The organism is Hydrogenophaga sp., from assembly GCF_030651625.1.
Lineage (GTDB): Bacteria > Pseudomonadota > Gammaproteobacteria > Burkholderiales > Burkholderiaceae_C > Hydrogenophaga.
Genome location: NZ_JAUSCF010000009.1, coordinates 71,668 through 97,557, shown reverse-complemented (window position 1 = coordinate 97,557; position 25,890 = coordinate 71,668). Strand labels below are relative to the sequence as shown.

The window sequence follows — 25,890 nt, the reverse complement described above, 5'->3', positions numbered from 1 at the left end:
TTGGCGCTAACCTAGTGTTTCTTCCAAACCGAGCGAGACATCCCCATGGACATGAAGACATCCCCGCTTTCCCTGCTGAAAGACCCCACCCTGCTCAAGACCGACGCCCTGATCGACGGTGAATGGGTCAAGGGCAACAGCCGCTTCGACGTACTGGATCCGGCCACAGGCCTGAAGCTGGCAGATGTGGCCAATCTTGGCCCCGCAGACGCAGAAGCCGCCATTGCCGCCGCCAATGCCGCCTGGCCCATCTGGAAGAACAAGACTGCCAAGGAGCGCAGCATCATCCTGCGCAAGTGGTACGACCTGCTCATGGCCAACCAGGACGACCTGGGCCGCATCATGACCGCCGAACAGGGCAAGCCCTTGCCAGAAGCCAAGGGCGAAGTGGCCTACGGCGCCAGCTTCGTGGAATGGTTTGCCGAAGAAGCCAAGCGTGTGAACGGCGAGACCCTGCCCCAATTCGACAACAACCGCCGCCTCATGGTGCTCAAGCAACCCATTGGTGTGTGCGCAGCCATCACCCCCTGGAACTTCCCGCTGGCCATGATCACACGCAAGGTGGCACCGGCGTTGGCAGCAGGTTGCCCCGTCATCATCAAACCGGCTGAACTCACACCGTTGACTGCCCTTGCCGCCGCCGAGCTGGCGATTCGCGCCGGCATTCCGGCGGGCGTGCTGAACATGATCACGGCAGACGACCAGAATTCGATTGCGGTAGGCAAGGTGTTGTGCGCCAGCGATGTGGTGCGCCACATCAGCTTCACCGGCTCCACCGAAGTGGGCCGCATCTTGATGGCGCAGAGTGCGCCGACAGTGAAAAAAATGTCTCTCGAACTGGGCGGTAATGCACCTTTCATCGTGTTCAACGACGCCGACATCGACTCCGCCGTGGAAGGCGCATTTGCCAGCAAGTACCGCAACGCCGGCCAGACCTGCGTGTGCTCCAACCGGCTGTACGTACAAGAAGGCGTTTACGACGAGTTCGTCACCAAATTTGCGGCCAAGGTGAAAACGGCCAAGGTCGGCAACGGCTTTGAAGACGGCGTGAACCAGGGCCCGCTGATCGAAGAGGCCGCGTTGGTGAAAGTGCAGCGCCACGTGGACGACGCCGTGGCCAAAGGTGCCCGAGTGGTGGCGGGTGGCAAGCGGCTGGAAGGCCAGTTCTTTGAACCCACCGTGGTGGCCGATGCGACCGCTGACATGCTCTGCGCCAAGGAAGAGACCTTCGGCCCGTTTGCGCCTGTGTTCAAGTTCACCACCGAGCAGGAAGCCATCGATGCCGCCAACAACACCGAGTTCGGCCTGGCCAGCTACTTCTACAGCCGTGACATTGGTCGGATCTACCGCGTGGCCGAGGCGCTGGAATACGGCATGGTCGGCATCAACGTGGGTATTCTGGCCACGGAGCATGTGCCGTTTGGCGGTGTGAAGCAATCCGGCCTGGGTCGGGAAGGCTCACACCACGGGATGGACGATTACGTCGAGATCAAATACCTCTGCCTGGGCGATATCCTGAAGTGAAGCACCGCCTGCGCAGGGCAGGCTTCCACCCCCTGCGCCGCTGATGCGGCCTCCCCCTCTGGCGCCTTCGGCTTGGAGGGGGACGGCGGCTCGGGCCGGCGGAGCCGGACCCTTGTCGCCACTGGATAGGGGGCACTTCCGTTCGCGGCGAATTGCGCTCCGGCGCCGATCAAGCACAACAGGAAGATCAGTGCTCGATCCGGCACTGATCAGTTCATCACCTGCCAGGAGCCATCAGGCTGACGGCAGGCGGTTCCATACGCGGTGTCCGGACGACCGCCGATCATCACCTGCATGGTGTATTCGCGGCATGGTGCCCCACCGCGATCGTAGGTGCGGGTGGGCGTCACACTGTACTGGTTGCGGGTGTCCGGGTTGACCCACTGGGTTGGTTGTCCGGTGGGTGCCGTCTCGAATACCTGTGCGGTGCGCATCCGGTCGGTGTTGTCCATGGAACGGCCGACATTGGCGCCGATGTTCGCGCCGATCAGGGCGCCGACCACCGTCGCGGCGGTACGACCGCGCCCTCCGCCCACCTGCGACCCCAGTGCGCCGCCGAGCACGCCACCAATCACGGTGCCGCCGGTCTCGCTCGGGCCAGCGGTGGTGCCACAGCCGGCCAAGGCCAGCGCAAGCGCACCGGCCATCAGAACAGGAATTGGTCTGATCAATTTCATTGGATTTCCTTTGCAGGTTGGTCGTGAAAAATCTTGCATGGTTTTAGGGGTGGACGAGCATGGTTGCAACGGTCAGAGTTCGTGCACTTGGCCTGTCGAGTCGTGCCGGTGAGTTATCATCCGATCCATCCCAGCGGGTGTAGTTCAATGGCAGAACGGCAGCTTCCCAAGCTTCATACGAGGGTTCGATTCCCTTCACCCGCTCCATCGGTCGCCTCACAGCACTCGCGCGTGGCGGCACGGCGATGTCCAGGGATCAGGGTGCCACCACCTCGCGCATGCGCTTGAGATCCTTGCGGTACTTGGTGGCCAGCAACTGCTTCTGCCGATCGCCCAGGATCTTCCCCGATACCTGAAAGAACTTGCGTTCTTCCTCCCTCAGGTGGTGGTGCACTTCGTGTGACAGCTTTTTGGCCAGGTCTGGCCACAGATCGTGCTGGCCACGCGCTTTGGCCAGCGACTCCACACATTCGTCAATGTCGTGGTGTTCGGCCAGCGCATGTCGAGACGATTTCAGCCCCATGTCATCGAGCAGGATCTGCGCATAGAGGAAGCGCTCTTCGGCAGCCGCATGCGCTGCGAGTTCGATGCGAAGCTCCCTGAAAACGGATTGAGCGCGTGCGTCGTCGGGCTTGATGCGCACAAGTTGCCGACACAGCGCACGCTGTATCTCGTGGCTTTCGCGCAATGCCTCAAATATGTTGTCCATGGGTTTCTCCGGCGTTTCTTGTCGTGAGGTAGAGATGCACCCGACGATATCGAAACAGCCGGAAAGCGGGCGTAGGACAAGACCGCATTTAGCTGTCGGCAAAACCTCACGCACGCCATGTCACGCGGGCGCCAGGTGCTTGGCCACCGGGCACGCACAGGGCCCGCGTATGAGATACAAGGAACACGCACCCGAGGCAGCGGGGGCGTTGTAACGATCAGACCAGCGTGACGCCCGTCTTGGACTGGATGAATTCGCGTGTCACACCGGGGGCGAGTTCGACCAGTTTGAGCCCTTCCGGTGTCACATCCATCACACCGAGGTCGGTGATGATGCGATCGACCACGCCCACGCCCGTCAGCGGCAAAGTGCATGCCGGCAGGATCTTCATGTCCTCGGTGCCGTCCTTCTTCCTGGCCACGTGCTCCATGAGCACGATCACGCGCTTCACGCCCGCCACAAGGTCCATGGCGCCGCCCATGCCCTTGACCATCTTGCCGGGGATCATCCAGTTGGCCAGATCGCCTTTTTCGCTCACCTGCATCGCGCCCAGGATGGACAGGTTGATCTTGCCGCCGCGGATCATGGCGAAGCTGTCGTGGCTACCAAAGATGCTGGAGCCCGGTAGCGTGGTCACCGTCTGCTTGCCGGCGTTGATCAGGTCGGCATCCACCTCGTCTTCGGTCGGGAAAGCGCCAATGCCCAGCATGCCGTTTTCGCTCTGCAGCCAGACTTCCTTGTTGCCGGTGTGGTTGGCCACCAGCGTGGGAATGCCGATGCCGAGGTTGACGTAGAAGCCGTCTTCCAGTTCATGGGCGGCGCGGGCCGCCATTTGGTCTTGGTTCCAGGGCATGTTCAGACTCCCGCCTTTTCAGTGATGGTGCGTTTCTCGATGCGTTTTTCAGGACTCGCATTCAACACGATACGGTGCACATAGATGCCGGGCAGATGGATCTGGTCCGGGTGGATCGCGCCGGTTTCGACGATTTCCTCCACTTCGACCACACAGATCTTGCCCGCCATGGCCACCGCCGGGTTGAAATTGCGCGCGGTGTAGCGGAATTGCAGGTTGCCCGACTTGTCGGCCCGGTGCGCCTTGACCAGCGACACCTCAGGAACGAGGGAGCGCTCCATCACATAGGTTTCGCCATCGAACTCGCGCAGTTCCTTCCCTTCGGCCACCAGGGTGCCCACGCCTGTCTTGGTGAAGAAGGCCGGAATACCCGCACCGCCGGCGCGCAGCTTCTCGGCCAGCGTGCCCTGAGGCGTGAATTCGAGTTGCAGTTCCCCGGCCAGGTACTGGCGCTCGAATTCCTTGTTCTCTCCCACGTAGCTGGAAATCATTTTGCTGATCTGACGCGTCTCCAGCAGCTTGCCAAGACCAAAGCCGTCCACGCCAGCATTGTTGGAAATGACGGTCAGGTCTTTGACCTGGCTGTCGCGCAGGGCGTCGATCAGGGCTTCGGGAATGCCGCAAAGGCCGAATCCGCCCACGGCCATGAGCTGGCCGTCGGCGACGACGCCCTGGAGGGCTTCGGCTGCGCTCGGGTAAATCTTGTTCACGTCGATGGCTCCATGATTTGAAGGGAATGGGCGATACGATACTACGTAACGACATACGTAGTTTGCCGTAATGACTAACCCTGACTCCCCGGATCAACTGGACATCGACTACCGCCTGGCGTTTGAACTGGCACCGGTCGGACTGGCGCTTTCGCGGCAGCGCGCCATGGTCGACTGCAACCAGGTGTTGTGCGAGATGTTTGGCGCCACGCGCGACCAGCTCGTGGGCCAGAGCTTCCAGATCCTCTACCCCAGCGCCGACGAGTACGAGCGCACGGGTGCGCGCATCTCGCCCCTGCTGGGGCGCGCCGGCACGTACGCGGACGATCGCATCATGAAGCGGGTGGACGGCCGGTTCAAGGGGGAGACCTTCTGGTGCCATGTGACCGGTCGCGCCTTGCGCCGGGATGCCCCACACGAAGCAGGCATCTGGAGCTTCGAGGACCTGAGCTCGCGCCGCGCGGTCAAGGCCGAACTCACCGCCCGCGAGCGCGAAGTGGCGGCCTTCCTGATGGGTGGCCTCACCAGCAAGGAGATCGGCAAGGCGCTCGGAATCAGCCCGCGCACCGTGGAAATTTACCGGGCACGCCTGATGCGCAAGTACCAGGCCCACAGCACGCCGGATCTGGTACACCGATTGATTGCGGGCTGACCCAAAGATTTGGAACACCCCCGCTCAAGGACTTGGTTCACCCCCGCGCCGGCTCCGGCGTCACCCCCTTGCAGGGGGCGCACTCAGCGGCCCGGCAGTGCCGGTTCCGCGAGTGCCCTTGAGGGTTGCCAAAGACCCGTGTGCTTGCTTATTGCGGCTGGAAGCCGCTGTCCTTGATGATCCTGGACCAGACCTTGCCGTAGGCTTGCTCGCGTGCGCCGAGTTGTTCGCCGCTCATGTAGCCCACCGTCAGGCCCATGGCGGTGAGCTTGTCACGCACGTCGGGCTGGGCGATCGCCTTTTGCACCGCGGTGGCGAGACGGTCCAGCGTGGCCTGGGGCGTGCCGGCGGGCGCAAACAGGCCGTAATACGGCACTTCTTCAAAGCCTGCCAGACCGAGCTCGGCGAAGGTGGGTACCTCGGGCATGGCGGCCTGACGCTGGGTGCCCATGACCGCCACGACGCGCAGCTTGCCGGCCTTGTGGTTCTCGATGAAGTCCGGGATGGACGCCACGCCAGCTGCGATCTGGTTGCCCAGCATGTCGGTCATCATGGGTGCACTGCCCCGATAGGGCGCGGTGATGAGGTCGAGGCCGTTCTTTCGCGCAACCTCCTGAACCAGAAACTGAGGCACCGAGGCGGGCGCCGGGATACCGACCGCGCCTTTGCCTCCCCCCTGTTGCCGCACCCAGTCCAGGTAGGCGGTGAAACTGGTGGCCGGCGTGCCGCCCGAGAGGGCAATGGCATTCACGAAGGTGGCAAAGCCCGCCACGGGAACGAAGTCCTTGGCCGGGTCGTAGCCCGGGTTCTTCATGACCAGCGGCAGGATGGTGATGCTGTGGTCATGACTCAGGAACAGCGTGTGGCCATCAGGAGCCGCCGTCTTCAACGTCTGGGCAGCGATCTGGCCGCCGGCACCCGCCTTGTTCTCCACCACCACGGGCGCGCCAAGTTCGTCCTTCAGGCGCTCCCCCAGAATGCGGGCAATGGCGTCGGTGCCACCCCCGGCGGGGAACCCCACAAGAATGCGCGTGGATGCCTGGGCCAATGATGGCGTCGCGGCAAAGGCAGCGCTCAAAGCCAGCGCCACCGGCAGCACACGGCCGATGAGGTGTCTGAGAGAAAATGACATGAGGGTTTCCTTGAAAGTGGATTTCGACCAGCGAGCATGCTGCCCCGGTGCAGAAATCATGGCAAGCGCCAAAACAAAAGAACAAGGCCTGAAGGGCAACAATCAGTTGAAGGCTTGATCCTGCTCAAAGCTCACCGTTGCCGACCACTTCGCCTGCCGTGCGGAAAGCCTCTACGGCGGTCGGGATGCCGCAATAGACCGCTGCATGCAGCAGCACCTCTTGCAACTCCTGCGGCGTGGCACCGTTGTTGAGCGCACCACGCACGTGACCCTTGAGTTCGTGCTGCTTGCCCAATGCCGTGAGCATAGCCACGGTGATGAGGCTGCGTGTCTTTCGGTCCAGGCCTTCACGCTGCCACACGTCGCCCCAGGCCGCGCGCGAGATGTGCTCCTGGATGGGCTGGGTGAAAGGCGTGGCGCCGCCCAGCGCGCGGTCGACAAATTCGTCGCCCATGACCTGTCGGCGGGTCGCCAGACCCCGTTCGTACTGCTCGTCTTGCATGTTTGCTCCGGTTGTCCGTGTTTCGAGGTCTGCAAGGATAAACTTCCGAGCACACCCCCCAACGACGGAGACAAACCATGAGCACGCCCCGCTACCCGATGCCCGACCTCAACGCCCTGCCCGACGACATCAAGGCCAAGGTGCTGGAGGTGCAGGAAAAGGCTGGGTTTGTGCCCAACGTGTTCCTGGCGCTGGCTCGCCGACCGGCCGAATGGCGCGCCTTTTTTGCCTACCACGATGCGTTGATGCTCAAGGAAGACTCCGGTCTGAGCAAGGGCGACCGCGAGATGATCGTGACCACCACCAGCGCTGCCAACCACTGCCTGTATTGCGTGGTGGCACACGGCGCCATTCTGCGCATCTACGAGAAAAAGCCCTTGGTGGCCGACCAGGTCGCCGTGAACCACCGCAAGGCAGACATCACGCCGCGCCAGCGCGCCATGCTCGACTTCGCCATGAAGGTGTGCCAGCGGTCGCACGAGATTGAAGATGCCGACTTCGAGGCCCTGCACGCACACGGCTTCAGCGATGAAGACGCCTGGGACATTGCCGCCATCACGGCTTTCTTCGGCTTGTCGAACCGCATGGCCAGCTTCAGCGGCATGGAGCCCAACCCCGAGTTCTACCTGATGGGCAGGGTGCCGAAAGCGAAGTAGCCAGCGCGGAGTCGGTCAGGGCCGTTCGGTTCGGCTCAAACTGGGCGGGTAGCCAGTTGATCCCGAAGAGCCTGAGGCAGAGGCCTTGAGGCTTGTTGCGGGAAATCAACCCACACCACCGTGGCGCCACCGTTGGCGTACACCTTGTCCGGATCGTCGGTGCGCAGCATTTCGTGGAAGGTGTCGAACGATGACCGCCCCAGCGTGCCCACATAGGTGCGCACCAGCACATCGCCCGGGTATTCGAACTGGCGAATGAAGTTGCAGAAGGCATTGGCAATCACCGGACCTTCGCCCTTCGGATCTGCCGGCATGCCCATCTGGAAAAACCAGTCGAGCCGGGCAATTTCCATGTAACGGAAGTACAAGGTGTTGTTGACGTGACCCATGGCGTCCATGTCGCCCCAGCGGATGGGCACCACCACGCTGTGCACCAGCTTTTTCTGCTCAGGTATTTCAAGTTTCATCGATGGGCCCGTATGGAAGCCAGGATACCGAGCACGAACAGCACCGAGGCTGCCCACTGCACGGGTGCGGGCCACAGGCCGCTCCAGGCGAAGGTGTAGATCAGGCCAAACACCGTCTCACTCACGATGAGTTGACCCGCAAGACTGGGGCTCAGCCGGCGGCTGGCCATGTTCCACAACACGGCGGCCACCCAGGCCGAGCCGATGCCGGTGACGGTGCACACCGCCACGAACATCCAGAAGCCGGGGCGCTGCACCAGATCGCCCCAGGCACTGCCCCATGACACCCACAGCACCAGCGCGCCCAGACCGGCGGCCACGCCCAGCCAGTTGGCCCACAAGGTGGAATTCACTTCTGGGTGGCGGCGCAGCCATGCGGCATTGAGCAGGCCGAACGCGGTCCAGCTGGCCATGGCGCACACGGCGTAGGTCAGGCCGCGTACAAGGTGGTCACTGCCACCCACGCCAACCTCGGCAGCAGTGGCCTGCATCATCAACGCCAGGCCGAGGGCGGTCAGCACCAGCGCAGGTGCCAGCGCCTTCCAGCGCAAGCCAGCCGGTTTTCCAAAGAGCATGAGGGCCAGCGGGATGGTGCCGATGATGAGCACCGGCAGCGCAGCGCCCGCGTCGGCAATCGCCAGCACCAACAACAGGTAGTAGCCAGTGTAGCCCAGCACACTCAGGCCCACTGCCGCACCGGCCTGGCGCCAGGTGGGCAACCTCGCCACCACGCCACCCATGGCGCGCTGTTTGAATTGCGCCCAGGCCAGCAGCATCGCACTGAAGACCCCACAGGCCACAAACCGCCCCACCGTGTAGTCAACCGAACTGAACCCCGCAACCAGAAGCGGCGCCACAAAGGTCATGCCCCAGAACGCACCCGCCCCCAGACCGGCAAACAGTCCCAGCCACATGCCGGGCGGCATGCCCAGAGGACGATCGATCACCGCACTGTTCATGTCAATTCAAGCAAGCAAGCAAAAAAACCAAACGCCTGACCAGAGAGAAGGGCCTTCATCCAGGAACACCGTGGAACCGGCTTCGCCGGGCCACTGGTGTTGCCCCCTGAGGGGGTGACGCCGAAGGCGGCGCGGGGGGGAGAAAGCTACACGCCGAAGCCATCATCGGCCGCGATCACGGCCCCGTTGATGAAATGGCTCTCGTTGGCGCACAGCATCACCAGCAATGCATCCAGGTCGGACGGCTGGCCCACGCGCTTGCGGGGCAACATGTTGATGAGTTTCTGGCCCTGTTCGGTCTGCCAGTGGTGGTGGTTGATTTCGGTGTCGATGTAGCCCGGGCAGATGGCGTTGACATTGATGCCGAACTTGCCCCACTCCACTGCCATGGCCTTGGTCATCTGCACCACGGCCGCCTTGCTCATGCAGTACACGCCAATCTGCGGCAGCACCTTGAGTCCGGCCATGGACGCAATATTGACGATGCGACCACCCACGAAGGTGCCGGGTGCCGCGCCTCTGGCGCGCGCCACCATGCGCTTGCCCACCTCCTGTGCCACAAAGAAGGCGCCACGGGTGTTGGTGTTGAAAATGAAATCGTAGTCTTCCTCGGTCACGTCCAGCAGCCGCTGCGTGGTGCTCACACCCGAGTTGTTGATCAGGATGTCGATGGCGCCGACCTCGGTCTCGGCATGGGCAACCGCTGCCTTGATGGAAGCCGTGTCGGTCACATCCAGTGCGACCACATGCGCATCGCCGCCATCGGCCTCGATGTGTGCCCTCAGCGCCATCAGCCGGTCTGTGCGCCGACTCGCGAGCACCACTGCGGCACCTGCGCGCGCCAAGGTCTTGGCAAACTGCTCGCCCAGGCCACCTGAGGCGCCGGTGATCAGCGCCACCCGGCCAGACAAATCGAGGCTGTAGGACATTAGAGAGGCTCCTCAAAAAAGCGCCCCTGTTGCGAACGCGTGTGGGACGTGACAGCCATTGTCTCGTATCGGCCACTAGAATCGGCCACACCCGCGACACGGTGTCTGCCAGGCCACCTGTCTGCAACGCTGGCACCTTGCCCTGGTGCAGACACACAGCGCCCCCGACAACCCTGAAAACCAGCGAGACCACCCCATGTCCCCTGAAGAGATCCTCAGCACCTACGGCCCCCGTGAAGCCATGGAGTACGACGTGGTCGTGGTGGGTGGGGGCCCGGCAGGCCTGTCGACCGCCATCCGGCTGAAACAGATGGCCACCGAAAAGGGCAGCGAGATCAATGTCTGCGTGCTGGAAAAAGGCTCGGAACCCGGTGCCCACATCCTCAGCGGCGCGGTGATGGACCCCAAGGCCATCACCGAGTTGTTCCCGAACTGGAAGGAATTGGGCGCACCGCTGAATCAGCCCGTGACCGGCGACGACCTGCTGGTGCTGAGCGAGACCGGTGCGACCCGCACACCCGACTGGCTGATACCTCGCAACTTCCACAACGACGGCTGCTATGTGATCAGCCTGGGCGCCGTTTCCAAGTGGCTGGGTGAGCAGGCCGAGGCACTGGGTGTGGAAATCTTCCCTGGCTTCAGCGCAGCGGAAGTGCTTTACAACGACGACGGTTCGGTCAAGGGCGTGGCCACCGGCAACCTGGGGGTCGGCAAGGACGGCGAGCCGTCCGACAGTTTCCAGATCGGTATGGAGCTGCACGCCAAGTACACGGTGTTTGCCGAAGGCGCGCGCGGACACCTGGGCAAGCAGTTGCTCGCCAGGTTCAACCTCACCGAAGGCAAGGACGCGCAAACCTACGCCATCGGCATCAAGGAGCTCTGGGAGATTCCGGCCGACAAGGCCAAGCCGGGCCTGGTGGTGCACACCGCCGGCTGGCCCATGGACGCGGACACTTTCGGCGGCGGCTTCCTCTATCATCTGGAAGGCAACAAGGTCACACTGGGTCTGGTGGTGGGGCTGGACTACCAGAACCCCTGGATGTCGCCGTTTGAAGAGATGCAGCGCTGGAAAACCCACCCCTCCATCAAGGCCCACATCGAGGGCGGCAAACGCCTTGGATATGGCGCCCGTGCGCTGAACAACGGCACGCCCCAGGCGCTGCCCAAGCTGACCTTCCCCGGTGGCGCGCTGGTCGGGTGCAACGCGGGTTTCCTCAACGCCGCGCGCATCAAGGGCAGCCATGCAGCCATCAAGAGCGGCATGCTCTGCGCCGAAGCGGCTTTCGAGGCCGTGACGGCAGGCCGCAGCAGCGACGAGCTCAGCGCCTTCACCGAGAAGTTCGAAAAGAGCTGGCTGCATGAAGAGCTCTGGACCTACCGCAACTTCAAGAACTGGTTCAAGAAGAGCCCGATGCTGGGCAAGCTCATGACAGGCGTGGAGCACTGGTTCCTGCCCAAGGTGGGTGTGAGCAACCCGCCCTGGACGCTGCACAACACCACCCCGGACCATGAGAAGCTGCGCCCGGCGGCCGAGATGCCGAAGATCAGTTACCCCAAGCCCGACGGCGTGATCACTTTCGACAGACTCTCGAGTGTGTTCGTGTCCAACACCAACCACGAAGAGCATCAGCCTGCCCACCTGACACTGAAGAACACGAGCGTGCCGGTGCAGATCAACCTGGCGAAATTTGCCGGACCAGAAAGCCGTTATTGCCCGGCTGGCGTGTACGAGTTCGTCAAGAACGAGGACAACACCGACCGACTGCAGATCAATGCGCAGAACTGCGTGCACTGCAAGACTTGCGACATCAAGGACCCGACGCAGAACATCGTCTGGGTCACGCCCGAGGGCGGTGGTGGGCCCAATTACGCTGGCATGTGATTGCATCACCCCTCAGAAGACCGCCCCGTGCGGTCTTTTTTTGGTCTGTGCGTGCATCACCCACGCCGCATCCCCTCAAAAAGACATTGCGTTGCGTAACCTTGCTTTATTCTGTGGTCATTGAGTCCTGAGCCAACCGATGAACTCTGCTGCCCTGTACCAACACCGCTGGCTGATGATCCGCCTGCCGCTGGCGGTGCTGGCACTGGCGCTGGCCAGCCTGGTGTGGGTCAGGCTGTACCCGATGCCGCCCACGAAACTGACCATCAGCACGGGCCTGGGCGATGGGGCCTACCAGCTGTACGCCAAGCGATACGTCGAAGCGTTTGGTCGCAGGGGCATCGAGCTGACTGTGCTGGTATCGGAAGGGTCTTCCCAAAACCTGGAGCGGCTTCAGGCCAAGCCACCAGCAGCAGACCTGGCACTGGTGCAAGGCGGGTACGGGTGGTCATCGCCGACCAGCGAGCACAGCAGGGATGATGGCGTGCAAACGCTGGCCAGCGTGGACATCGAAGCGCTGTGGTTGTTCAGCCGGAACCCACCCATCCGCTCCCTTCTGCAGCTCAGCGGCCTGCGGGTGGCGGCCGGCCCGGAGCGCAGCGGGCACCGCGTGCTGCTGCAGCGACTGCTGACACAGCAACGCATCGGCATGGATGAGCTGATCTGGTCGGATCTGAGCGGGCTGGCGGCGAGCGAGGCATTGACGCGGGGCGAAATCGACGCTGTGTTCATGGTGGCGTCCCCGACCTCGCCTGGTGTGATGACGCTGCTGGTCAACCCGTCGTTGACGCTGGCGACGCTGCAACGCACGACAGCCATTGCCGAACGCAACAACTACCTGGAAAGCCGGCTTTTGCCACAAGATGGCATGGGGCCCAATTTGCCACCCTCGGACACACCCATGCTGACCACGCCGGCCCATTTGCTGGTGCGGCAGGACCTGGACCCCGCGCTCAAGCGCATCGCCACCGCGGTGGCGGTTGAGGTGCACGGGGAAGCCGGTGCCTTCCACCGCGCAGGCGAATTTCCATCGCTGCGATCCAGCGACTTTCCTTCGGCACCGGAGGCGAGGCAGGTGCTGCTTCGTGGCCTGGGAACACTGGAAAACCTGCTGCCTTTCTGGTGGGTGCAGGTGCTGCAGCGCCTGCTCATCATCTGCGTGCCGTTGCTGCTGCTCACTCTGGCTCTGTTCCGCGTGGTGCCCGCCTGGGTGAGGTGGCGCCTGGAGAGCCGCATCACACGCTGGTACGGCGAACTGAAGTTCATCGAAAACGACCTGATCAACAGGAACGTGGATGTGGGCGGCATGGAGCTCAGCCGCATCGATGGCCGCCTGCGCGAAATGGATCTGGCCATCGGGACATTGAAACTGCCGAAAGAACTTGCACAACGCTGGTATACCTTGCACCAGCATGTGGACTTCGTCCGCTCCCGCATCCGGGGGTACCGCGGCCGATGAAGCTCTTGCTGCTCTACCGCCGTCGCTGGTGGCTGCTCTACCTCCCCATCGTGTTGTTGCTGGGACTTCTGCTCGCGTTGGTGGCACGGGTCTGGGACCCCTTGCCACCCAGCAGGATCGTGATCGGGACCGGCCCGGCGCAGAGCAGCTACCTGCAACTGGCACGTGCCTATGCGAATCGGCTGGAACACCTGGGCCTGGCGGTGGACATCGTCACACACCCCCGCCCGCAAGACCCGCTGATCCGCATGGTTGCAGGTGACCCATCCATCGATATCACCTTCGCACAGGGTCTCTACGCGCCCCAGGGCACCGGCGTACACGCGCTGTCGGTGGTGGGCCATGAGATCATCTGGGTGGTCGCCCGACGCAACATCGAGCACATCGAGCAATTGCGCGGCAAGCGCATCGCGACGTCGGTTGATGATTCGTCAAATCGCCTGGCCATGAACCTGTTACTGGCCCACTTGCGCATCAAGGAAGACGAAGTCACGCTGACAAGCCAGGTGGGGGACGCGGCGATTGCTGCCCTCGCCGAGGGCGAAGTCGATGCCGTGGTTCATGTGGCCACCGGCGACTCCCAGACCGCCAACGCGCTGGCGCGCATGGACAACATGCACATTCTGGGCATCGAACGGGCTGGTGCACTGGCCGCTCGGGAACCCCACCTTCGCGCCGTCATCATGCCCCAGGGGTCGATCGAGTTGCGCAGCAACCTGCCCGCCTCCGACCTGCCCACCATGGTCACACTGACCCATCTGCTGGTTCGTCCCGACCTGCATCCCGCAGTGCAGCGGGCGTTGCTCGATGTGGCTGGCGAACTCCATGTGATGGCCGGTTTTCTTGAACGGCAGGGTGTGTACCCCACCACCCTGGGCAGCGACTTTGCCGTCTCGCCCACCGCGCAGCGGTATGCCCAGGGTCAGCGCCCGTTGATGGAAACGCTGTTGCCCTTCCGCAAAGCGCAATGGACCCAGCTGTGGCTTTTCGCTGTGCTGCCCATCGCTGTTCTGGGCAGCCTGCTGCTTTGGCGCGCCCCGCGCTACATCGAATGGCGGGTCGACGCCGCCCTGCAGCATTTCTACGGGGAACTGAAGTTTCTGGAGCAAGACATGTCCAGCATCACCTCCACCGATCCCGCCGCACTGCGTGCAGCCCTCTCCAGACTGGACCTGCTGGAGAGACAGGTGGCCAACATGGAGCTGCCTGATCGCTTCGCCGACCGCTGGTACACCCTGCGCGAGCACCTGCAGCATGCGCGTCACCGGCTCATGGCCCTGCGCAGCGCCGGAGCTTGAGATTCCCGCCCATGGCGCCGGTGCATTCGCCCATGGGGCGGGCACATGCCGTTAGAATTCGCCTCTGTCAGGAGAGAAACCCCCGAGCGTGTTGCCGTGGGTTCGCCGAAGGCGCATGGTGCTTGTCTGAAAACAGATGGGCCCCTGAACGCTCAGGCAAAAGGACTGACAACCACCGCTTTCACCGGCGGTGTTCCCCACTGGAGAGAGGCCACCCACCACCAGGTGCAGGCGGTCCACCGAAGGAGCAAATGCGGCATCGTCCGCATGAATCTCTCAGGTAGAGCGGACAGAGGGGCAGACACGGATGAACCGTGAAACCCGTCTGCGGGTTCTGCCTCCGTTTCAATACCATTGAAAGTCTGCCGTGCCACCTCTCGACGCCGAACTGCTTCAGACCCCGCTCCAAGCCCTGCACCTTGAGCTGGGTGCACGCATGGTGCCTTTTGCCGGTTACGACATGCCCGTGCAGTACCCGATGGGCGTGCTGCAGGAACACCACCACACCCGTGCATCGGCTGGCCTCTTCGACGTGTCCCACATGGGCCAGCTCAGGCTGATCGGCGAAGACGCTGCGGCGGCGTTCGAAACCCTGATGCCGGTGGACGTGGTCGATCTTCCGGTAGGCAAACAACGATACGGGCTGTTGCTCAACGAAGCCGGCGGCATCATCGACGACCTGATGCTGGTGAACCGGGGCGAAGACCTTTTCGTCATCGTCAATGGCGCCTGCAAGGTAGGCGACATTGCCCACATCCAGGGCACCATTGGCGCACTCTGCAAGGTCGAGGCCCTGCCTGATCGCGGATTGCTGGCATTGCAAGGGCCAAAGGCCGTGGACGCCTTGCAGCGCCTGGTTCCAGGCGTGGAACGACTGGTTTTCATGACCGGGGCCGCCTTTGAATGGGAAAGTGCCGACCTGTTCGTCACCCGCAGCGGCTACACGGGCGAAGATGGATTCGAGATTTCCGTGCCCGGCGAGCACGCAGAGGCGCTGGCCCGCGCCATGCTCGCCCAGCCCGAAGTGAAGCCGATTGGCCTGGGTGCGCGCAATTCGCTGCGACTGGAAGCTGGCCTGTGCCTGTACGGCAACGACATCGACTCCACCACCACACCGGTCGAGGCCGCGCTGAAGTGGGCCATGCAGAAGGTGCGCCGCACGGATGGTGCACGCGCCGGCGGGTTCCCCGGAGCCGACACGGTGCTTGCCCAGCTGGACGGCACGCAGCCATTGGCCCGCCAGCGCGTGGGCCTCATCGCGCTGGAGCGCGTCCCGGTGCGGGAACACACCGAGCTGCAGAACCTGCAGGGTGACACCATCGGTGAAGTCACCAGTGGCCTGCTTGGCCCCACGGCCAACAAGCCTGTGGCCATGGGCTATGTGACACCGGTGAATGCTGCCGTGGGCACGCGTGTGCACGCCATCGTGCGCGGCAAGGTGGTGCCCATGGAAGTGGCTGCCCTGCCCTTCGTGCCGAACCGATATTACAGGGGATGACCCCCTCGCCGCTTCGCGTCTTCCCCCTTGAAGGGGGACGCCACCAGCAGCCCGGCAAAGCCGGTTCTGCGGTGGCCATCGACCGGAATCCCCTCACTCTCAACCTACCCATTTCACAGGAGACCCCATGACCACCAAGTACACCGAAGACCACGAATGGATCACTGTGGAGGGTGACATTGCCACCGTCGGTATCACGACCCACGCGCAAGACGCCCTGGGCGACGTGGTGTTCGTGGACTTGCCCGAAGTGGGCAAGACTTTTGCGCAGAAGGACGTGGCCGGTGTGGTCGAGTCGGTGAAAGCTGCAGCCGACGTGTACATGCCCATCAGCGGCGAAATCACGGAAGTCAACGAGGCATTGCGCGCCGATCCCTCGCTGGCCAACAGCGACCCGCTGGCGACGGGCTGGTTTTTCAAGGTGAAGCTTTCTGACGCCTCACAAGTGGACGCGCTGCTGGACAAGACCGCCTACGACGCCTTCGCTGCAGGGTGAAAGTGACCACCCCCGCCGCGCTGCGCGCGCCCCTCTCAAGGGGGCGATACCAGTGGCCCGGCTGAGCCGGCTGCACGGTATCTCTGGAACAAGGCATTTCGCGCCGGAGGTATTGATGGCCCGCCCGCGTTGTTTCAAGTCGCATCCATGGCCCTCGACGCTCGGGCGCCACACCCTTTCAACAACCGCTGATCAACTTCTCTCCAAAGGCAAGCCATGCTGATGCCCGCCGTCAAACCACTGGGTGAACTAGAAAATCCCAGCGAATTCATTGCCCGCCACATCGGCGTCAGTGAAGCCGATGAAACCCACATGCTCTCGGTCATTGGTGAGGCCACGCGCCGATCGCTGATCGACAGCATCGTGCCGCGCAGCATTGCGCGCAGCGTGGGCATGGACCTGCCTGCGGCGGTCACCGAAGCCGCAGCGCTGGCCGAGCTCAAGGCCATTGCAGGCCAGAACCGCCTGCTCAAGAGCTTCATCGGTCAGGGCTATCACGGCACCCACACACCGGGCGTGATCCTGCGCAACGTGCTGGAGAACCCGGCCTGGTACACGGCCTACACGCCCTACCAGGCAGAGATTTCCCAGGGCCGCATGGAAGCGCTGGTGAATTTCCAGACCATGGTGACCGACCTCACCGGCATGGCGATCGCCAACGCATCAATGCTCGACGAAGCCACCGCTGCGGCCGAGGCCATGACACTCGCGAAGCGCTCGGTCAAGGCCAAGGGAAACACCATCGTGGTGGGCGGCGACTGCCATCCGCAAACCATCGAAGTGATCCAGACACGCGCAGAGCCGCTGGGCATCACTGTGACGGTGGCGAACTCTGCCGCGCAGTGGGATGAGGCCCTGGCCAGGGACGACTATTTCGCCGTGGTGGCCCCTTACCCCAGCAGCAGCGGGCGCATCGAAGACCAGCGAGCCGATGTGCAAAAAGCGCATGGCAAGCAGGCCGCCTACATCGTCTGTGCCGACCTGCTGGCGCTCACGCTGATCACGCCGCCGGGCGAATGGGACGCTGACATCGTGGTGGGCACCACCCAGCGCTTCGGCATGCCCATGGGCGCCGGTGGCCCACACGCCGCCTTCATGGCTTGCCGCGACGAATACAAGCGCAGTCTGCCCGGCCGCCTGGTGGGTGTGAGCGTGGACAAGCACGGCAACCCCGCCTACCGCCTGGCGCTGCAGACGCGTGAACAGCACATCCGCCGCGAGAAGGCCACGTCCAACATCTGTACCGCACAGGTGCTGCCGGCCGTGGTGGCCAGCATGTACGCCGTGTACCACGGTCCACAAGGCCTGAAGCGCATTGCACAGCGCGTGGCCGCTTACGCTGCCATCCTGGCGCACGGTCTGGAACAAGTGGGTTGTGAGCTCACCAGCGAGGCGTTTTTTGACACCGTGACCCTCAAGGCGGCCAGCGACAAACAGGCTCAGGCCTGGGTGCAACGCGCCCGTGATGCCGGTATGAACCTGCGCCTTTCATGGGACCAGCATGTGGGCATTGCGCTGGACGAAACCACCACGCGCGAAGACATCACGCAACTGTGGAAGGTGTTCGCGCAAGATGGCGCTGCCCTTCCCCTTTTTGACCAGTTCGAAAAAGGCGTAGAACCACGCATCCCCGCCGAGCTGCGCCGCACCAGTGCTTTCCTCACCCACCCGGTGTTCGACAGCCACCACAGCGAGACCGGCATGCTGCGCTACATCCGTGCGCTCTCTGACAAGGACCTCGCGCTGGACCGCAGCATGATCCCGCTGGGCTCGTGCACCATGAAGCTCAACGCCACCAGCGAGATGATCCCCATCACCTGGCCCGAGTTTTCGAATGTGCACCCCTTCGCGCCGGCCGACCAGTTGCAGGGCTACCAACTGCTGGATGAGCAACTGCGCGCCTGGCTGTGCCAGGCCACAGGGTATGCCGGTATCAGCCTGCAGCCGAACGCAGGTTCACAAGGTGAATACGCCGGCCTGCTCGCCATCAAGGCGTTCCACGCTTCGCGCGGTGAGGCGCACCGCAACATCTGCCTGATCCCCAGCAGCGCCCACGGCACCAACCCGGCCAGCGCCCAGATGGTGGGCATGACGGTGGTGGTGACCAGGTGCGACGACAACGGCAACGTGGACATGGCCGACCTGAAAGCCAGGTGCGAACAGCACAGTGCCAATCTGGCGGCGGTGATGATCACCTACCCCAGCACCCACGGCGTGTTCGAGACCACCGTGAAAGAGCTGTGCGCCCTGGTGCACGAACACGGCGGGCGGGTGTATGTGGACGGCGCCAACATGAACGCCCTCGTGGGTGTCGCCGCCCCGGGCGCGTTTGGTGGCGACGTGAGCCATCTGAACCTGCACAAGACCTTCTGTATTCCCCACGGTGGCGGCGGCCCGGGCGTAGGTCCGGTGTGTGTGGTGGAAGACCTGGTGCCGTTCCTGCCGGGACACAAAACGGCAGGCATCCACAGTGGCGTGGGAGCCGTGAGCGCTGCGCCTCTGGGCAACGCCGCCGTTTTGCCGATTTCCTGGATGTACATCCGCATGATGGGTGCCGACGGCCTGAAGCACGCGACCGAAACCGCCATTCTCAGTGCCAACTACATCAGCAAACGCCTGGCCGACCACTACCCCACGCTGTACGCTTCGGCCAACGGCCACGTGGCGCACGAATGCATCCTGGACCTGCGCGGTCTCAAGGAGAGCAGCGGCGTGATGGCCGAAGACGTGGCGAAACGCCTCATGGACCATGGCTTTCACGCACCCACACTCAGTTTCCCGGTGGCCAACACACTGATGGTCGAGCCGACCGAGAGCGAGACGCTGGAAGAGCTGGACCGGTTCATCGACGCCATGATCGCCATTCGCAACGAGATCCGCCGCATTGAAAAAGGCGAGTGGCCGCAGGATGACAACCCGCTGAAGAACGCGCCACACACCGCCGCCAGCGTGCTCACCAGCGAGTGGACCCACCCCTACTCGCGCGAACTGGCTGCAGCGGCTTCTGGACCGGCGGTCAACACCAAGTTTTGGCCATCGGTGGGTCGTGTGGACAACGTCTACGGCGACCGCAACCTGTTCTGCAGCTGCGTGCCCGTGAGCGAACTGGGCTGACGGGCTGGAGGAGCAGACCTTATCCAGAAGGGCGCCGATGGCGCCCTTTTTCATGGCGCGGTGGCCATACACTGAAAGCCATCGACCCACTCTGGCAGTTGCTCGCGCAAGAGCCTCAGGGCTGGTGCCTCCTGGCGCTGCGCCAGCGTGACCAGGCCGAAGCGCGCCGCGGCGTTCAGCGGCGGGCTGATGTCCAGCGGCACAAGCCCAGGCGCTGCGGCCTCTGCCGTCAGCACAATGGCCAGGCTGTGCCGCGCCACCTCGACGATGCTCTGGGTTTCGTCGCAGCGCAAGGTGACCATGTCGTAGGGGTTGGCCTGCGGGCCGTAGCGCCCGATCAGCAAGCGCGCCACCTCGTCGCTCAGCGGCGTGGACGCCACCGGGTAAGCCATCACCTCGTCCAGGGTGACGGACCGGCCCAAAAGCGTGAGCGGGTGGTCGGGGCGCACCAGAAAGCCTGCGGCCAACTCGAACACCTGTGCGAACTGCAGGTCGGCCGAGGGTCGCACCGAGCGCACATCGACCACGGCCGCGTCCAGCAGTTGTTCGCGCAAGGCATCGATCAGAACCGCCGTGTTGCCGCGCGAGATCTGCAACCGCAGCTTCGGGTGGTGCTCAGCCATGTGGAGCATGAGCGGCATCGACAGCAGGGCACCGGGGCCCGAACTCAGGCCCACGCGCAAGCTGCCGATCAGACCCGCATGCAGTCCTTTGCCGGTTTGCTTGAGCGCCTCGGCATCGGCCACGAGGCGGCGCGCGCGCTGCAGCGCCTCGTGGCCGAAGGGCGTGAGCGAGATGCGCCGGCCCAGCCGGTCAAAGAGCTGCCCGCCCAGTTCGTCTTCCAGCGCCTGGATGCTGCGCGTGAGCGCGGGCTGCGTGAGAAACAGCACCTTGCACGCCTGCACAAAACTGCCGACCTCGGCCAGCACCACGAAGTGCCTGAGTTGCACGAGGGTCATCCCTGATCTCCTGTGAAATGCATAGGTTATTACTGATCAATGCATTGGACTTTAATTCAACGACTTCCTAACATGCAACAAAGTTCATGTTCAGGAGAAATCCGATGGATCGACTCAGCGACGCGGCGGTACAGGCATTCACCCTGCTGCGCCGCGACATTCACCAGCACCCCGAGCTGGCCTTCAACGAGCGCCGCACCGCTGCGCTGGTGGCGGCCCAACTCGGTGCCTGGGGTTTTGAGGTCAGCACCGGCCTGGGCGGCACCGGCGTGGTTGGGCAGTTGAAGCGCGGCACTTCCAACCGTTCCATCGGCCTGCGCGCCGACATGGACGCGCTGCCCATCGCCGAGGCCACCGGCGCGGCCTGGGCCAGCTGCCACCACGGCGTGATGCACGCCTGCGGCCACGACGGTCACACCGCCATGCTGCTGGCGGCCGCCCAGCACCTGGCGCAGCAGGGCCGGTTCGACGGCACGCTGAACCTGATCTTCCAGCCCGCCGAAGAAGGCGGCGGCGGAGCGCTGAAGATGATGGAGGACGGCCTGTTCGAGCGCTTTCCCTGCGACGCCATTTTTGCCATGCACAACATGCCAGGCTATCCACAGGGCCAGTTGGTGTTCCGCAGCGGGCCAACCATGGCCTCGTCGGATTACGTCACCGTCACGCTGCACGGCAACGGTGGGCACGGCGCCATGCCGCACAAGGCGACCGACCCGGTGGTGGCTGCCGCCTCAATCGTGATGGCGCTGCAGACCCTGGTGTCGCGCAACGTCGACCCGCAGACGGCGGCCGTGGTCACGGTCGGCGCCATCCACGCCGGCCGGGCCAACAACGTGATTCCGGCAGAAGCGCGGCTGGAGATCAGCGTGCGCGCGCTGGACCCGCAGGTGCGTCGAGACCTGGAGCGCCGTCTGCACGAGACCGTGCGCCTGCAAGCCGAGAGCTTCGGCGTGCGGGCCGAGATCGACTGGCGCACCGGCTACGCGGTGCTGGTGAACGACCCGGAGCAGACCGCCCGCGCGCTGGAGGTGGCGGTAAAACATTTCCCCGCCCACCAGGTGAACCCGCAGGGCACCCAGCTCACTGGCAGCGAAGACTTCGCCTTCATGCTCGAAAAAGTGCCCGGCAGCTACCTGTTCATTGGCAACGGCGTCGATGGCGAACCCGGCGCCTGCATGGTGCACAACCCGGCCTACGACTTCAATGACAACAACATTGGCCCCGGCGCGAGCTACTGGATCGCGCTGGTCAACGAACTGCTTTCCCCCTATTGACCCACCCCCCCAACCCAAAGAGGAGACAAATCATGAATGTACGCAACAGCATCCAGGCACTCGTCGCAGGCGCCAGCCTGGCCGCCATCGGTCTGCTGATCACCGCCAGCGTCACCATCGCTCAGGCCCAGGGCTTCCCCACCAAGCCCATCAACATGATCGTTGCCTACCCGGCGGGCGGTCCTTCGGACCACATTGCCCGACAGGTGCAATCCCTGGCCAGCCAGAACCTGGGGCAGAACATCATTGTGGAAAACATCGGTGGCGCCAGCGGCACGATCGGTGTGACGAGGGCTCTGTCCGCACCCGCCGATGGGCACACCGTCATCCTGGGTTCGCCCATGGAGCTGATGCTTTCCCCCCTGGCGGTTCAGGGTGTCCGCTACAAGACGAAGGACATGAAGCTGGTCGCCCATCTCGTATCCACCAGCACCATTCTGGCGGTGCGCAGCAACCTGGGCGTGAACAGCGTCAGCGAACTGATTGCACTGGCGAAAAACGCCAATGGCAGGCCACTGTCCTACGGCAGTGTGGGCACCGGCTCGCTCTACCACCTCATCGGTGAGAAGCTCTCGCAAGATGCGCGCATTCCGCTGACCCATGTGCCCTACCGCGGCATCGCACCTGTCATGACCGACCTGATGGGGGGGCAGATCGACATGGCCTTTCTGCCCATGGCCGGTTCCATCATGCAGGCGGTCAATGAAGGCAAGATGCGCGGCCTGGGCGTGACCGCCAAGCAGCCGCATCCGTTGTTCAGTCAGTACCCGGCCCTGGCCACCATGCCCGGCCTGGAAGCCATGGAATTCGAGGTTTGGGCCGGTGTTCAGGTGCACAAGGACACACCCGATGCCGTGGTCCAGCGTCTGAACCAGGCCTTCTACACGGCCTTGCAGAACCCGGATGTCCGCAAGTCCCTCGAAGCGACCGGCAACAACGTCATGAGCCCCAGCAACCCCGCCGCTCTGGCCAGCCTGTTCAAACAGGAGACCGAGCGCTACCGCGCCATCGCCAAGAGCATCAACCTGCAAGCCCAGGCGGTCCAGTGAACGCAGCCCCCCGGTGACGGCCCACTTGATGCCATGAAGCCGAGCACCTAAACTCTCACGCATTGATCGGGAGAGACCGGCCCTTGAAAAGGCACCGGCGCCGAAGGAGCAACCGCCCCGGAAACTCTCAGGCAAAAGGACCGATCAACACGCTTCACAACTCTGAAGAGCGGTCAGGATTCGTCTCCCGGCCCACCGCAGGAGCAAGCCATCCCCCACACGGGGTGGTGAATCTCTCAGGTTCCAAACAGAGGGGGTCATGTGCCCGCACACGGTGTGCGGGCCGTGTCCACCTATGTTTGACGACCTGAAAGCGAGATTCCCATGACACACCTCATCGTCATCGGCGGCGGCATCACCGGCGTCACCAGCGCCTACAGCCTGGCCAGGCAAGGCCACCGCGTCACCCTGGTCGAGAAGCACCGCTACGCTGGCATGGAAACCAGCCACGCCAACGGCGGCCAGCTGTCGGCCTCCAACGCCGAAGTGTGGACCCATCCCAGTACCTTGATCAAAGGACTGAAATGGATGCTCAAGGCCGACGCACCCCTGCTGGTGAACCCCAAGCCGAGCTGGCACAAGCTGAGCTGGTTCGCCGAATTCATGGCCAACATCCCGAAGTACCGCGACAACACCGTGGCCACGGCCCGTCTGGCGGTGGCCGCCAGAGAGCACCTGTTCAGCTGGGCCGAAACCGAAGGCATCGACTTCGACCTGAAGCGCCAAGGCATTCTGCACATCTACCGCGACCGGGCAGGCTTCGAGCATGCGGGTGAGGTGTCGAAGTTGCTGGATGAGGGCGGCCTGCCGCGCCGCGCGGTCACACCCGAAGAAATGCGCACCATCGAACCCACGCTGCAGGGCGACTATTTCGGGGGCTACTTCACCGAGAGCGACAGCACCGGTGACATCCACAAGTTCACCCATGGCCTGAGCCTGGCTTGTGAGCGCCTTGGCGTGAAACTGCTCACCGGCCAGAGCGTGACGCATGTGAAGAGCGACGATCACACCGCGCAGGTGACGTTGGCCAACGGCGAGGTGCTCAGCGCCGACGCGGTGGTGGTGAGCGCCGGCGTCCACAGCCGGGCGCTCGGCGCGCAGCTGGGCGACCGGCTCAACGTGTACCCGGTGAAGGGTTACTCGATCACCGTGATGCTGAACGACGAACAGAGCCAGGCGGCTGCGCCCCACGTCAGCCTGCTGGACGACGAAACCAAGCTGGTCACCAGCCGCCTGGGCGCCGATCGCTTCCGAGTGGCCGGCACGGCCGAATTCAACGGCTTCAACCTCGACATTCGCGCGGACCGCATCCGCCCGCTGGTGGACTGGGTCAACCGCTGCTTCCCCGGTGTGAGCACGCGCCGCGTGGAACCGTGGGCGGGGCTGCGTCCCATGATGCCCAGCATGCTGCCGCGCGTGGGCGCCGGCCGCCGCGCCAATGTGTTCTACAACACCGGCCATGGCCACCTGGGCTGGACGCTTTCTGCCATCACCGCGCACCAGTTGGGCCAGCACGTGGCACAGTGGCAAGCACAGCAGCAGCCCGCGCGCGTGCTGTTCACATCGCCCGTCGCTCCCTGAGCACCGCCCCCCGGAGTCCATCATGGCCATATCCGCCTTCGACCTGTTCAAGATTGGCATCGGACCCAGCAGCTCGCACACCGTGGGACCCATGCGGGCCGCGCGCCTGTTCGTGGGGGGCTTGCACACGCAGGGCCTGCTGGCCCAGGTGGCACGTGTGCACTGCGGCCTGTATGGCTCGCTGGGTGCGACCGGCAAGGGCCACGGCAGCGACAAGGCGGTGCTGCTGGGTCTGTGCGGGCACGATCCCGAAACCGTGCCCATCGACTCGGTGGGGCCCACCGTCGACGCCATCCGAAGCACGGCCCGCATCCCGCTGCTGGGCGAACACGCGGTGCCCTGGAACGACCGCGAAGACCTGTCTTTCTACCGCCAGCCCCTGCCCTTTCACGCCAACGGCATGCGCCTGAACGCCTGGGACGCCAGCGGCAAGTTGTTGGCCGAACGCACTTATTACTCGGTGGGCGGTGGTTTCGTGGTCAGCGAAGAAGTGGCGGCCGACGGCAGCCGGCAAAAAGCGATTGCACCCGACACCGCCGAACTGCCCATCCCGTTTCGCTCTGGCGATGAGTTGCTGCAGCGCTGCCAGGAACACGGTCTGTCCATCGCGAGCGTGATGCGGGCCAACGAACGCCACTGGCGCAGCGACAGCGACGTGCGCGGTGGCTTGCTGCGCATATGGAACGTGATGCAAGCCTGCGTGGTGCGTGGCTGTCAGACCGAAGGCGTGTTGCCAGGCGGTTTCAAGGTCAAACGCCGTGCCCACCAGTTGCACCATGACCTGACGGCACACCCGGAAAAAGCCCTGACCGACCCCCTGGCCGTGCTCGACTGGGTCAACCTGTATGCCCTTGCGGTGAACGAAGAAAACGCTGCCGGCGGCCGGGTGGTCACCGCGCCCACCAACGGCGCGGCCGGCATCGTGCCCGCCGTGCTGCACTACTACGCGCGCTTCCTGAACCCGCCCCCCACGCCGCTGCGCGGCTGCCCCCCCGAGGGGGACGCGTCCGGCTTGGGGCGGCCCGGCGCCGGACCGGGCTCCACCGACGACGGCGTGGTCGACTTCCTGCTCACCGCGGCGGCCATCGGCATCCTCTACAAGGAGAACGCCAGCATCAGCGGCGCCGAAGTGGGCTGCCAGGGCGAAGTGGGTGTGGCCTGCTCGATGGCCGCCGCTGCCTTGTGCGCGGTGATGGGCGGCACGCCCGAGCAGGTGGAGAACGCCGCCGAGATTGGAATGGAACACCACCTTGGCCTGACCTGCGACCCCGTCGGTGGCCTGGTGCAGATTCCGTGCATCGAACGCAACGCGATTGCAGCGGTCAAGGCCATCAACGCCGCGCGCATGGCACTGCGCGGCGATGGTACGCATTTCGTCAGCCTGGACAAGGTGATCAAAACCATGCGCGAGACCGGGGCCGACATGAAGACCAAGTACAAGGAGACGTCGCGGGGTGGGCTGGCGGTGAATATCGTTGAGTGCTAGAAAAGTACCCCCCGCGCCGCCTTC

At 63.9% G+C, this 25,890-nt stretch carries 23 protein-coding genes, 1 tRNA gene and 3 riboswitches; of the genes, 14 read left to right on the top strand and 10 right to left on the bottom strand.

Going from position 1 to position 25,890, the window contains the following annotated elements:
* Window positions 1–45 precede the first annotated feature (45 nt).
* Window positions 46–1,524 (top strand): NAD-dependent succinate-semialdehyde dehydrogenase, encoded by a 1,479-nt coding sequence (locus tag Q7V46_RS03965; RefSeq protein WP_304912213.1) that lies wholly within the window; start codon window positions 46–48, stop codon window positions 1,522–1,524.
* Between the two features lie 209 nt (window positions 1,525–1,733).
* Here Q7V46_RS03965 and Q7V46_RS03960 read toward each other — a convergent pair whose 3' ends face one another.
* Entirely contained in the window at window positions 1,734–2,201 is a 468-nt protein-coding gene (locus Q7V46_RS03960) for a glycine zipper 2TM domain-containing protein (RefSeq protein WP_304912212.1), read from the bottom strand.
* Between the two features lie 133 nt (window positions 2,202–2,334).
* Here Q7V46_RS03960 and Q7V46_RS03955 point away from each other — a divergent pair.
* A tRNA-Gly gene (locus tag Q7V46_RS03955) sits at window positions 2,335–2,408 on the top strand.
* A gap of 49 nt (window positions 2,409–2,457) precedes the next feature.
* On the opposite strand, the gene Q7V46_RS03950 is transcribed toward Q7V46_RS03955, so the two are convergent.
* The 3 genes from Q7V46_RS03950 to Q7V46_RS03940 form a co-directional block, all read right to left on the bottom strand.
* Complete coding sequence (locus Q7V46_RS03950) at window positions 2,458–2,910, bottom strand: hemerythrin domain-containing protein (RefSeq protein WP_304912211.1); 453 nt, start codon at window positions 2,908–2,910, stop codon at window positions 2,458–2,460.
* Window positions 2,911–3,127: 217 nt separating this feature from the next.
* Window positions 3,128–3,763 (bottom strand): 3-oxoacid CoA-transferase subunit B, encoded by a 636-nt coding sequence (locus Q7V46_RS03945; RefSeq protein WP_304912210.1) that lies wholly within the window; start codon window positions 3,761–3,763, stop codon window positions 3,128–3,130.
* A 2-nt stretch (window positions 3,764–3,765) separates the two neighbouring features.
* Window positions 3,766–4,473 (bottom strand): CoA transferase subunit A, encoded by a 708-nt coding sequence (locus Q7V46_RS03940; protein WP_304912209.1) that lies wholly within the window; start codon window positions 4,471–4,473, stop codon window positions 3,766–3,768.
* Window positions 4,474–4,543: 70 nt separating this feature from the next.
* Between Q7V46_RS03940 and Q7V46_RS03935 the strand changes: the two genes are divergently transcribed.
* Window positions 4,544–5,125, top strand: coding sequence for a LuxR C-terminal-related transcriptional regulator (locus tag Q7V46_RS03935; RefSeq protein ID WP_304912208.1), 582 nt, complete (start codon window positions 4,544–4,546; stop codon window positions 5,123–5,125).
* Window positions 5,126–5,273: 148 nt separating this feature from the next.
* Here Q7V46_RS03935 and Q7V46_RS03930 read toward each other — a convergent pair whose 3' ends face one another.
* Complete coding sequence (locus Q7V46_RS03930) at window positions 5,274–6,257, bottom strand: Bug family tripartite tricarboxylate transporter substrate binding protein (protein ID WP_304912207.1); 984 nt, start codon at window positions 6,255–6,257, stop codon at window positions 5,274–5,276.
* Window positions 6,258–6,381: 124 nt separating this feature from the next.
* Window positions 6,382–6,759, bottom strand: a complete 378-nt coding sequence (gene pcaC / locus Q7V46_RS03925) for a 4-carboxymuconolactone decarboxylase (protein WP_304912206.1) — start codon at window positions 6,757–6,759, stop codon at window positions 6,382–6,384.
* A 77-nt stretch (window positions 6,760–6,836) separates the two neighbouring features.
* Between pcaC and Q7V46_RS03920 the strand changes: the two genes are divergently transcribed.
* The gene (locus Q7V46_RS03920; protein WP_304912205.1) at window positions 6,837–7,415 is read left to right on the top strand and encodes a peroxidase-related enzyme; all 579 of its coding nucleotides are present in this window, start codon (window positions 6,837–6,839) and stop codon (window positions 7,413–7,415) included.
* Window positions 7,416–7,450: 35 nt separating this feature from the next.
* Here Q7V46_RS03920 and Q7V46_RS03915 read toward each other — a convergent pair whose 3' ends face one another.
* The 3 genes from Q7V46_RS03915 to Q7V46_RS03905 form a co-directional block, all read right to left on the bottom strand.
* A complete protein-coding gene (locus tag Q7V46_RS03915) occupies window positions 7,451–7,882 on the bottom strand; it encodes a thioesterase family protein (RefSeq protein WP_304912204.1) in 432 nt (143 codons plus the stop codon).
* Window positions 7,879–8,841 carry a DMT family transporter gene (locus Q7V46_RS03910; RefSeq protein ID WP_304912203.1) on the bottom strand — a complete coding sequence of 321 codons (963 nt, stop codon included), beginning with the start codon at window positions 8,839–8,841 and terminating at the stop codon, window positions 7,879–7,881. Before Q7V46_RS03910 ends, Q7V46_RS03915 begins: the two co-directional genes overlap by 4 nt.
* 146 nt (window positions 8,842–8,987) lie before the next feature.
* Complete coding sequence (locus Q7V46_RS03905; protein WP_304912202.1) at window positions 8,988–9,770, bottom strand: SDR family oxidoreductase; 783 nt, start codon at window positions 9,768–9,770, stop codon at window positions 8,988–8,990.
* 196 nt (window positions 9,771–9,966) lie between these two features.
* On the opposite strand from Q7V46_RS03905, the gene Q7V46_RS03900 reads away from it, so the two are divergent.
* The 6 genes from Q7V46_RS03900 (at window position 9,967) to gcvP (ending at window position 19,517) form a co-directional block, all read left to right on the top strand.
* Window positions 9,967–11,652, top strand: coding sequence for an electron transfer flavoprotein-ubiquinone oxidoreductase (locus tag Q7V46_RS03900; protein WP_304912201.1), 1,686 nt, complete (start codon window positions 9,967–9,969; stop codon window positions 11,650–11,652).
* Window positions 11,653–11,791: 139 nt separating this feature from the next.
* On the top strand, window positions 11,792–13,111 hold the full coding sequence (locus Q7V46_RS03895) for a TAXI family TRAP transporter solute-binding subunit (protein WP_304912200.1): 1,320 nt from the start codon (window positions 11,792–11,794) through the stop codon (window positions 13,109–13,111).
* Window positions 13,108–14,409, top strand: coding sequence for an ABC transporter substrate-binding protein (locus Q7V46_RS03890; RefSeq protein WP_304912199.1), 1,302 nt, complete (start codon window positions 13,108–13,110; stop codon window positions 14,407–14,409). Before Q7V46_RS03895 ends, Q7V46_RS03890 begins: the two co-directional genes overlap by 4 nt.
* A 58-nt stretch (window positions 14,410–14,467) precedes the next feature.
* Window positions 14,468–14,587, top strand: a riboswitch (glycine riboswitch).
* Between the two features lie 12 nt (window positions 14,588–14,599).
* Window positions 14,600–14,712, top strand: a riboswitch (glycine riboswitch).
* Between the two features lie 64 nt (window positions 14,713–14,776).
* Entirely contained in the window at window positions 14,777–15,907 is a 1,131-nt protein-coding gene (gene gcvT / locus Q7V46_RS03885) for a glycine cleavage system aminomethyltransferase GcvT (protein ID WP_304912198.1), read from the top strand.
* Between the two features lie 127 nt (window positions 15,908–16,034).
* Entirely contained in the window at window positions 16,035–16,403 is a 369-nt protein-coding gene (gene gcvH, locus Q7V46_RS03880; protein WP_304912197.1) for a glycine cleavage system protein GcvH, read from the top strand.
* A 216-nt stretch (window positions 16,404–16,619) separates the two neighbouring features.
* A complete protein-coding gene (gene gcvP, locus Q7V46_RS03875; RefSeq protein ID WP_304912196.1) occupies window positions 16,620–19,517 on the top strand; it encodes an aminomethyl-transferring glycine dehydrogenase in 2,898 nt (965 codons plus the stop codon).
* A gap of 50 nt (window positions 19,518–19,567) precedes the next feature.
* Here the strand turns inward: gcvP and Q7V46_RS03870 are convergent, their stop codons facing one another.
* On the bottom strand, window positions 19,568–20,476 hold the full coding sequence (locus Q7V46_RS03870; protein WP_304912195.1) for a LysR family transcriptional regulator: 909 nt from the start codon (window positions 20,474–20,476) through the stop codon (window positions 19,568–19,570).
* A gap of 104 nt (window positions 20,477–20,580) precedes the next feature.
* On the opposite strand from Q7V46_RS03870, the gene Q7V46_RS03865 reads away from it, so the two are divergent.
* The 4 genes from Q7V46_RS03865 (at window position 20,581) to Q7V46_RS03850 (ending at window position 25,866) form a co-directional block, all read left to right on the top strand.
* On the top strand, window positions 20,581–21,750 hold the full coding sequence (locus tag Q7V46_RS03865; protein ID WP_304912194.1) for a M20 aminoacylase family protein: 1,170 nt from the start codon (window positions 20,581–20,583) through the stop codon (window positions 21,748–21,750).
* A 32-nt stretch (window positions 21,751–21,782) separates the two neighbouring features.
* A complete protein-coding gene (locus Q7V46_RS03860) occupies window positions 21,783–22,799 on the top strand; it encodes a tripartite tricarboxylate transporter substrate binding protein (RefSeq protein WP_304912193.1) in 1,017 nt (338 codons plus the stop codon).
* A 57-nt stretch (window positions 22,800–22,856) separates the two neighbouring features.
* Window positions 22,857–22,952: riboswitch (glycine riboswitch) on the top strand.
* Between the two features lie 171 nt (window positions 22,953–23,123).
* Window positions 23,124–24,380: a D-amino acid dehydrogenase gene (locus Q7V46_RS03855; RefSeq protein WP_304912192.1), complete on the top strand. Its 1,257-nt coding sequence runs from the start codon at window positions 23,124–23,126 to the stop codon at window positions 24,378–24,380.
* Window positions 24,381–24,402: 22 nt separating this feature from the next.
* Window positions 24,403–25,866 (top strand): L-serine ammonia-lyase, encoded by a 1,464-nt coding sequence (locus Q7V46_RS03850; protein ID WP_304912191.1) that lies wholly within the window; start codon window positions 24,403–24,405, stop codon window positions 25,864–25,866.
* Window positions 25,867–25,890 lie beyond the last annotated feature (24 nt).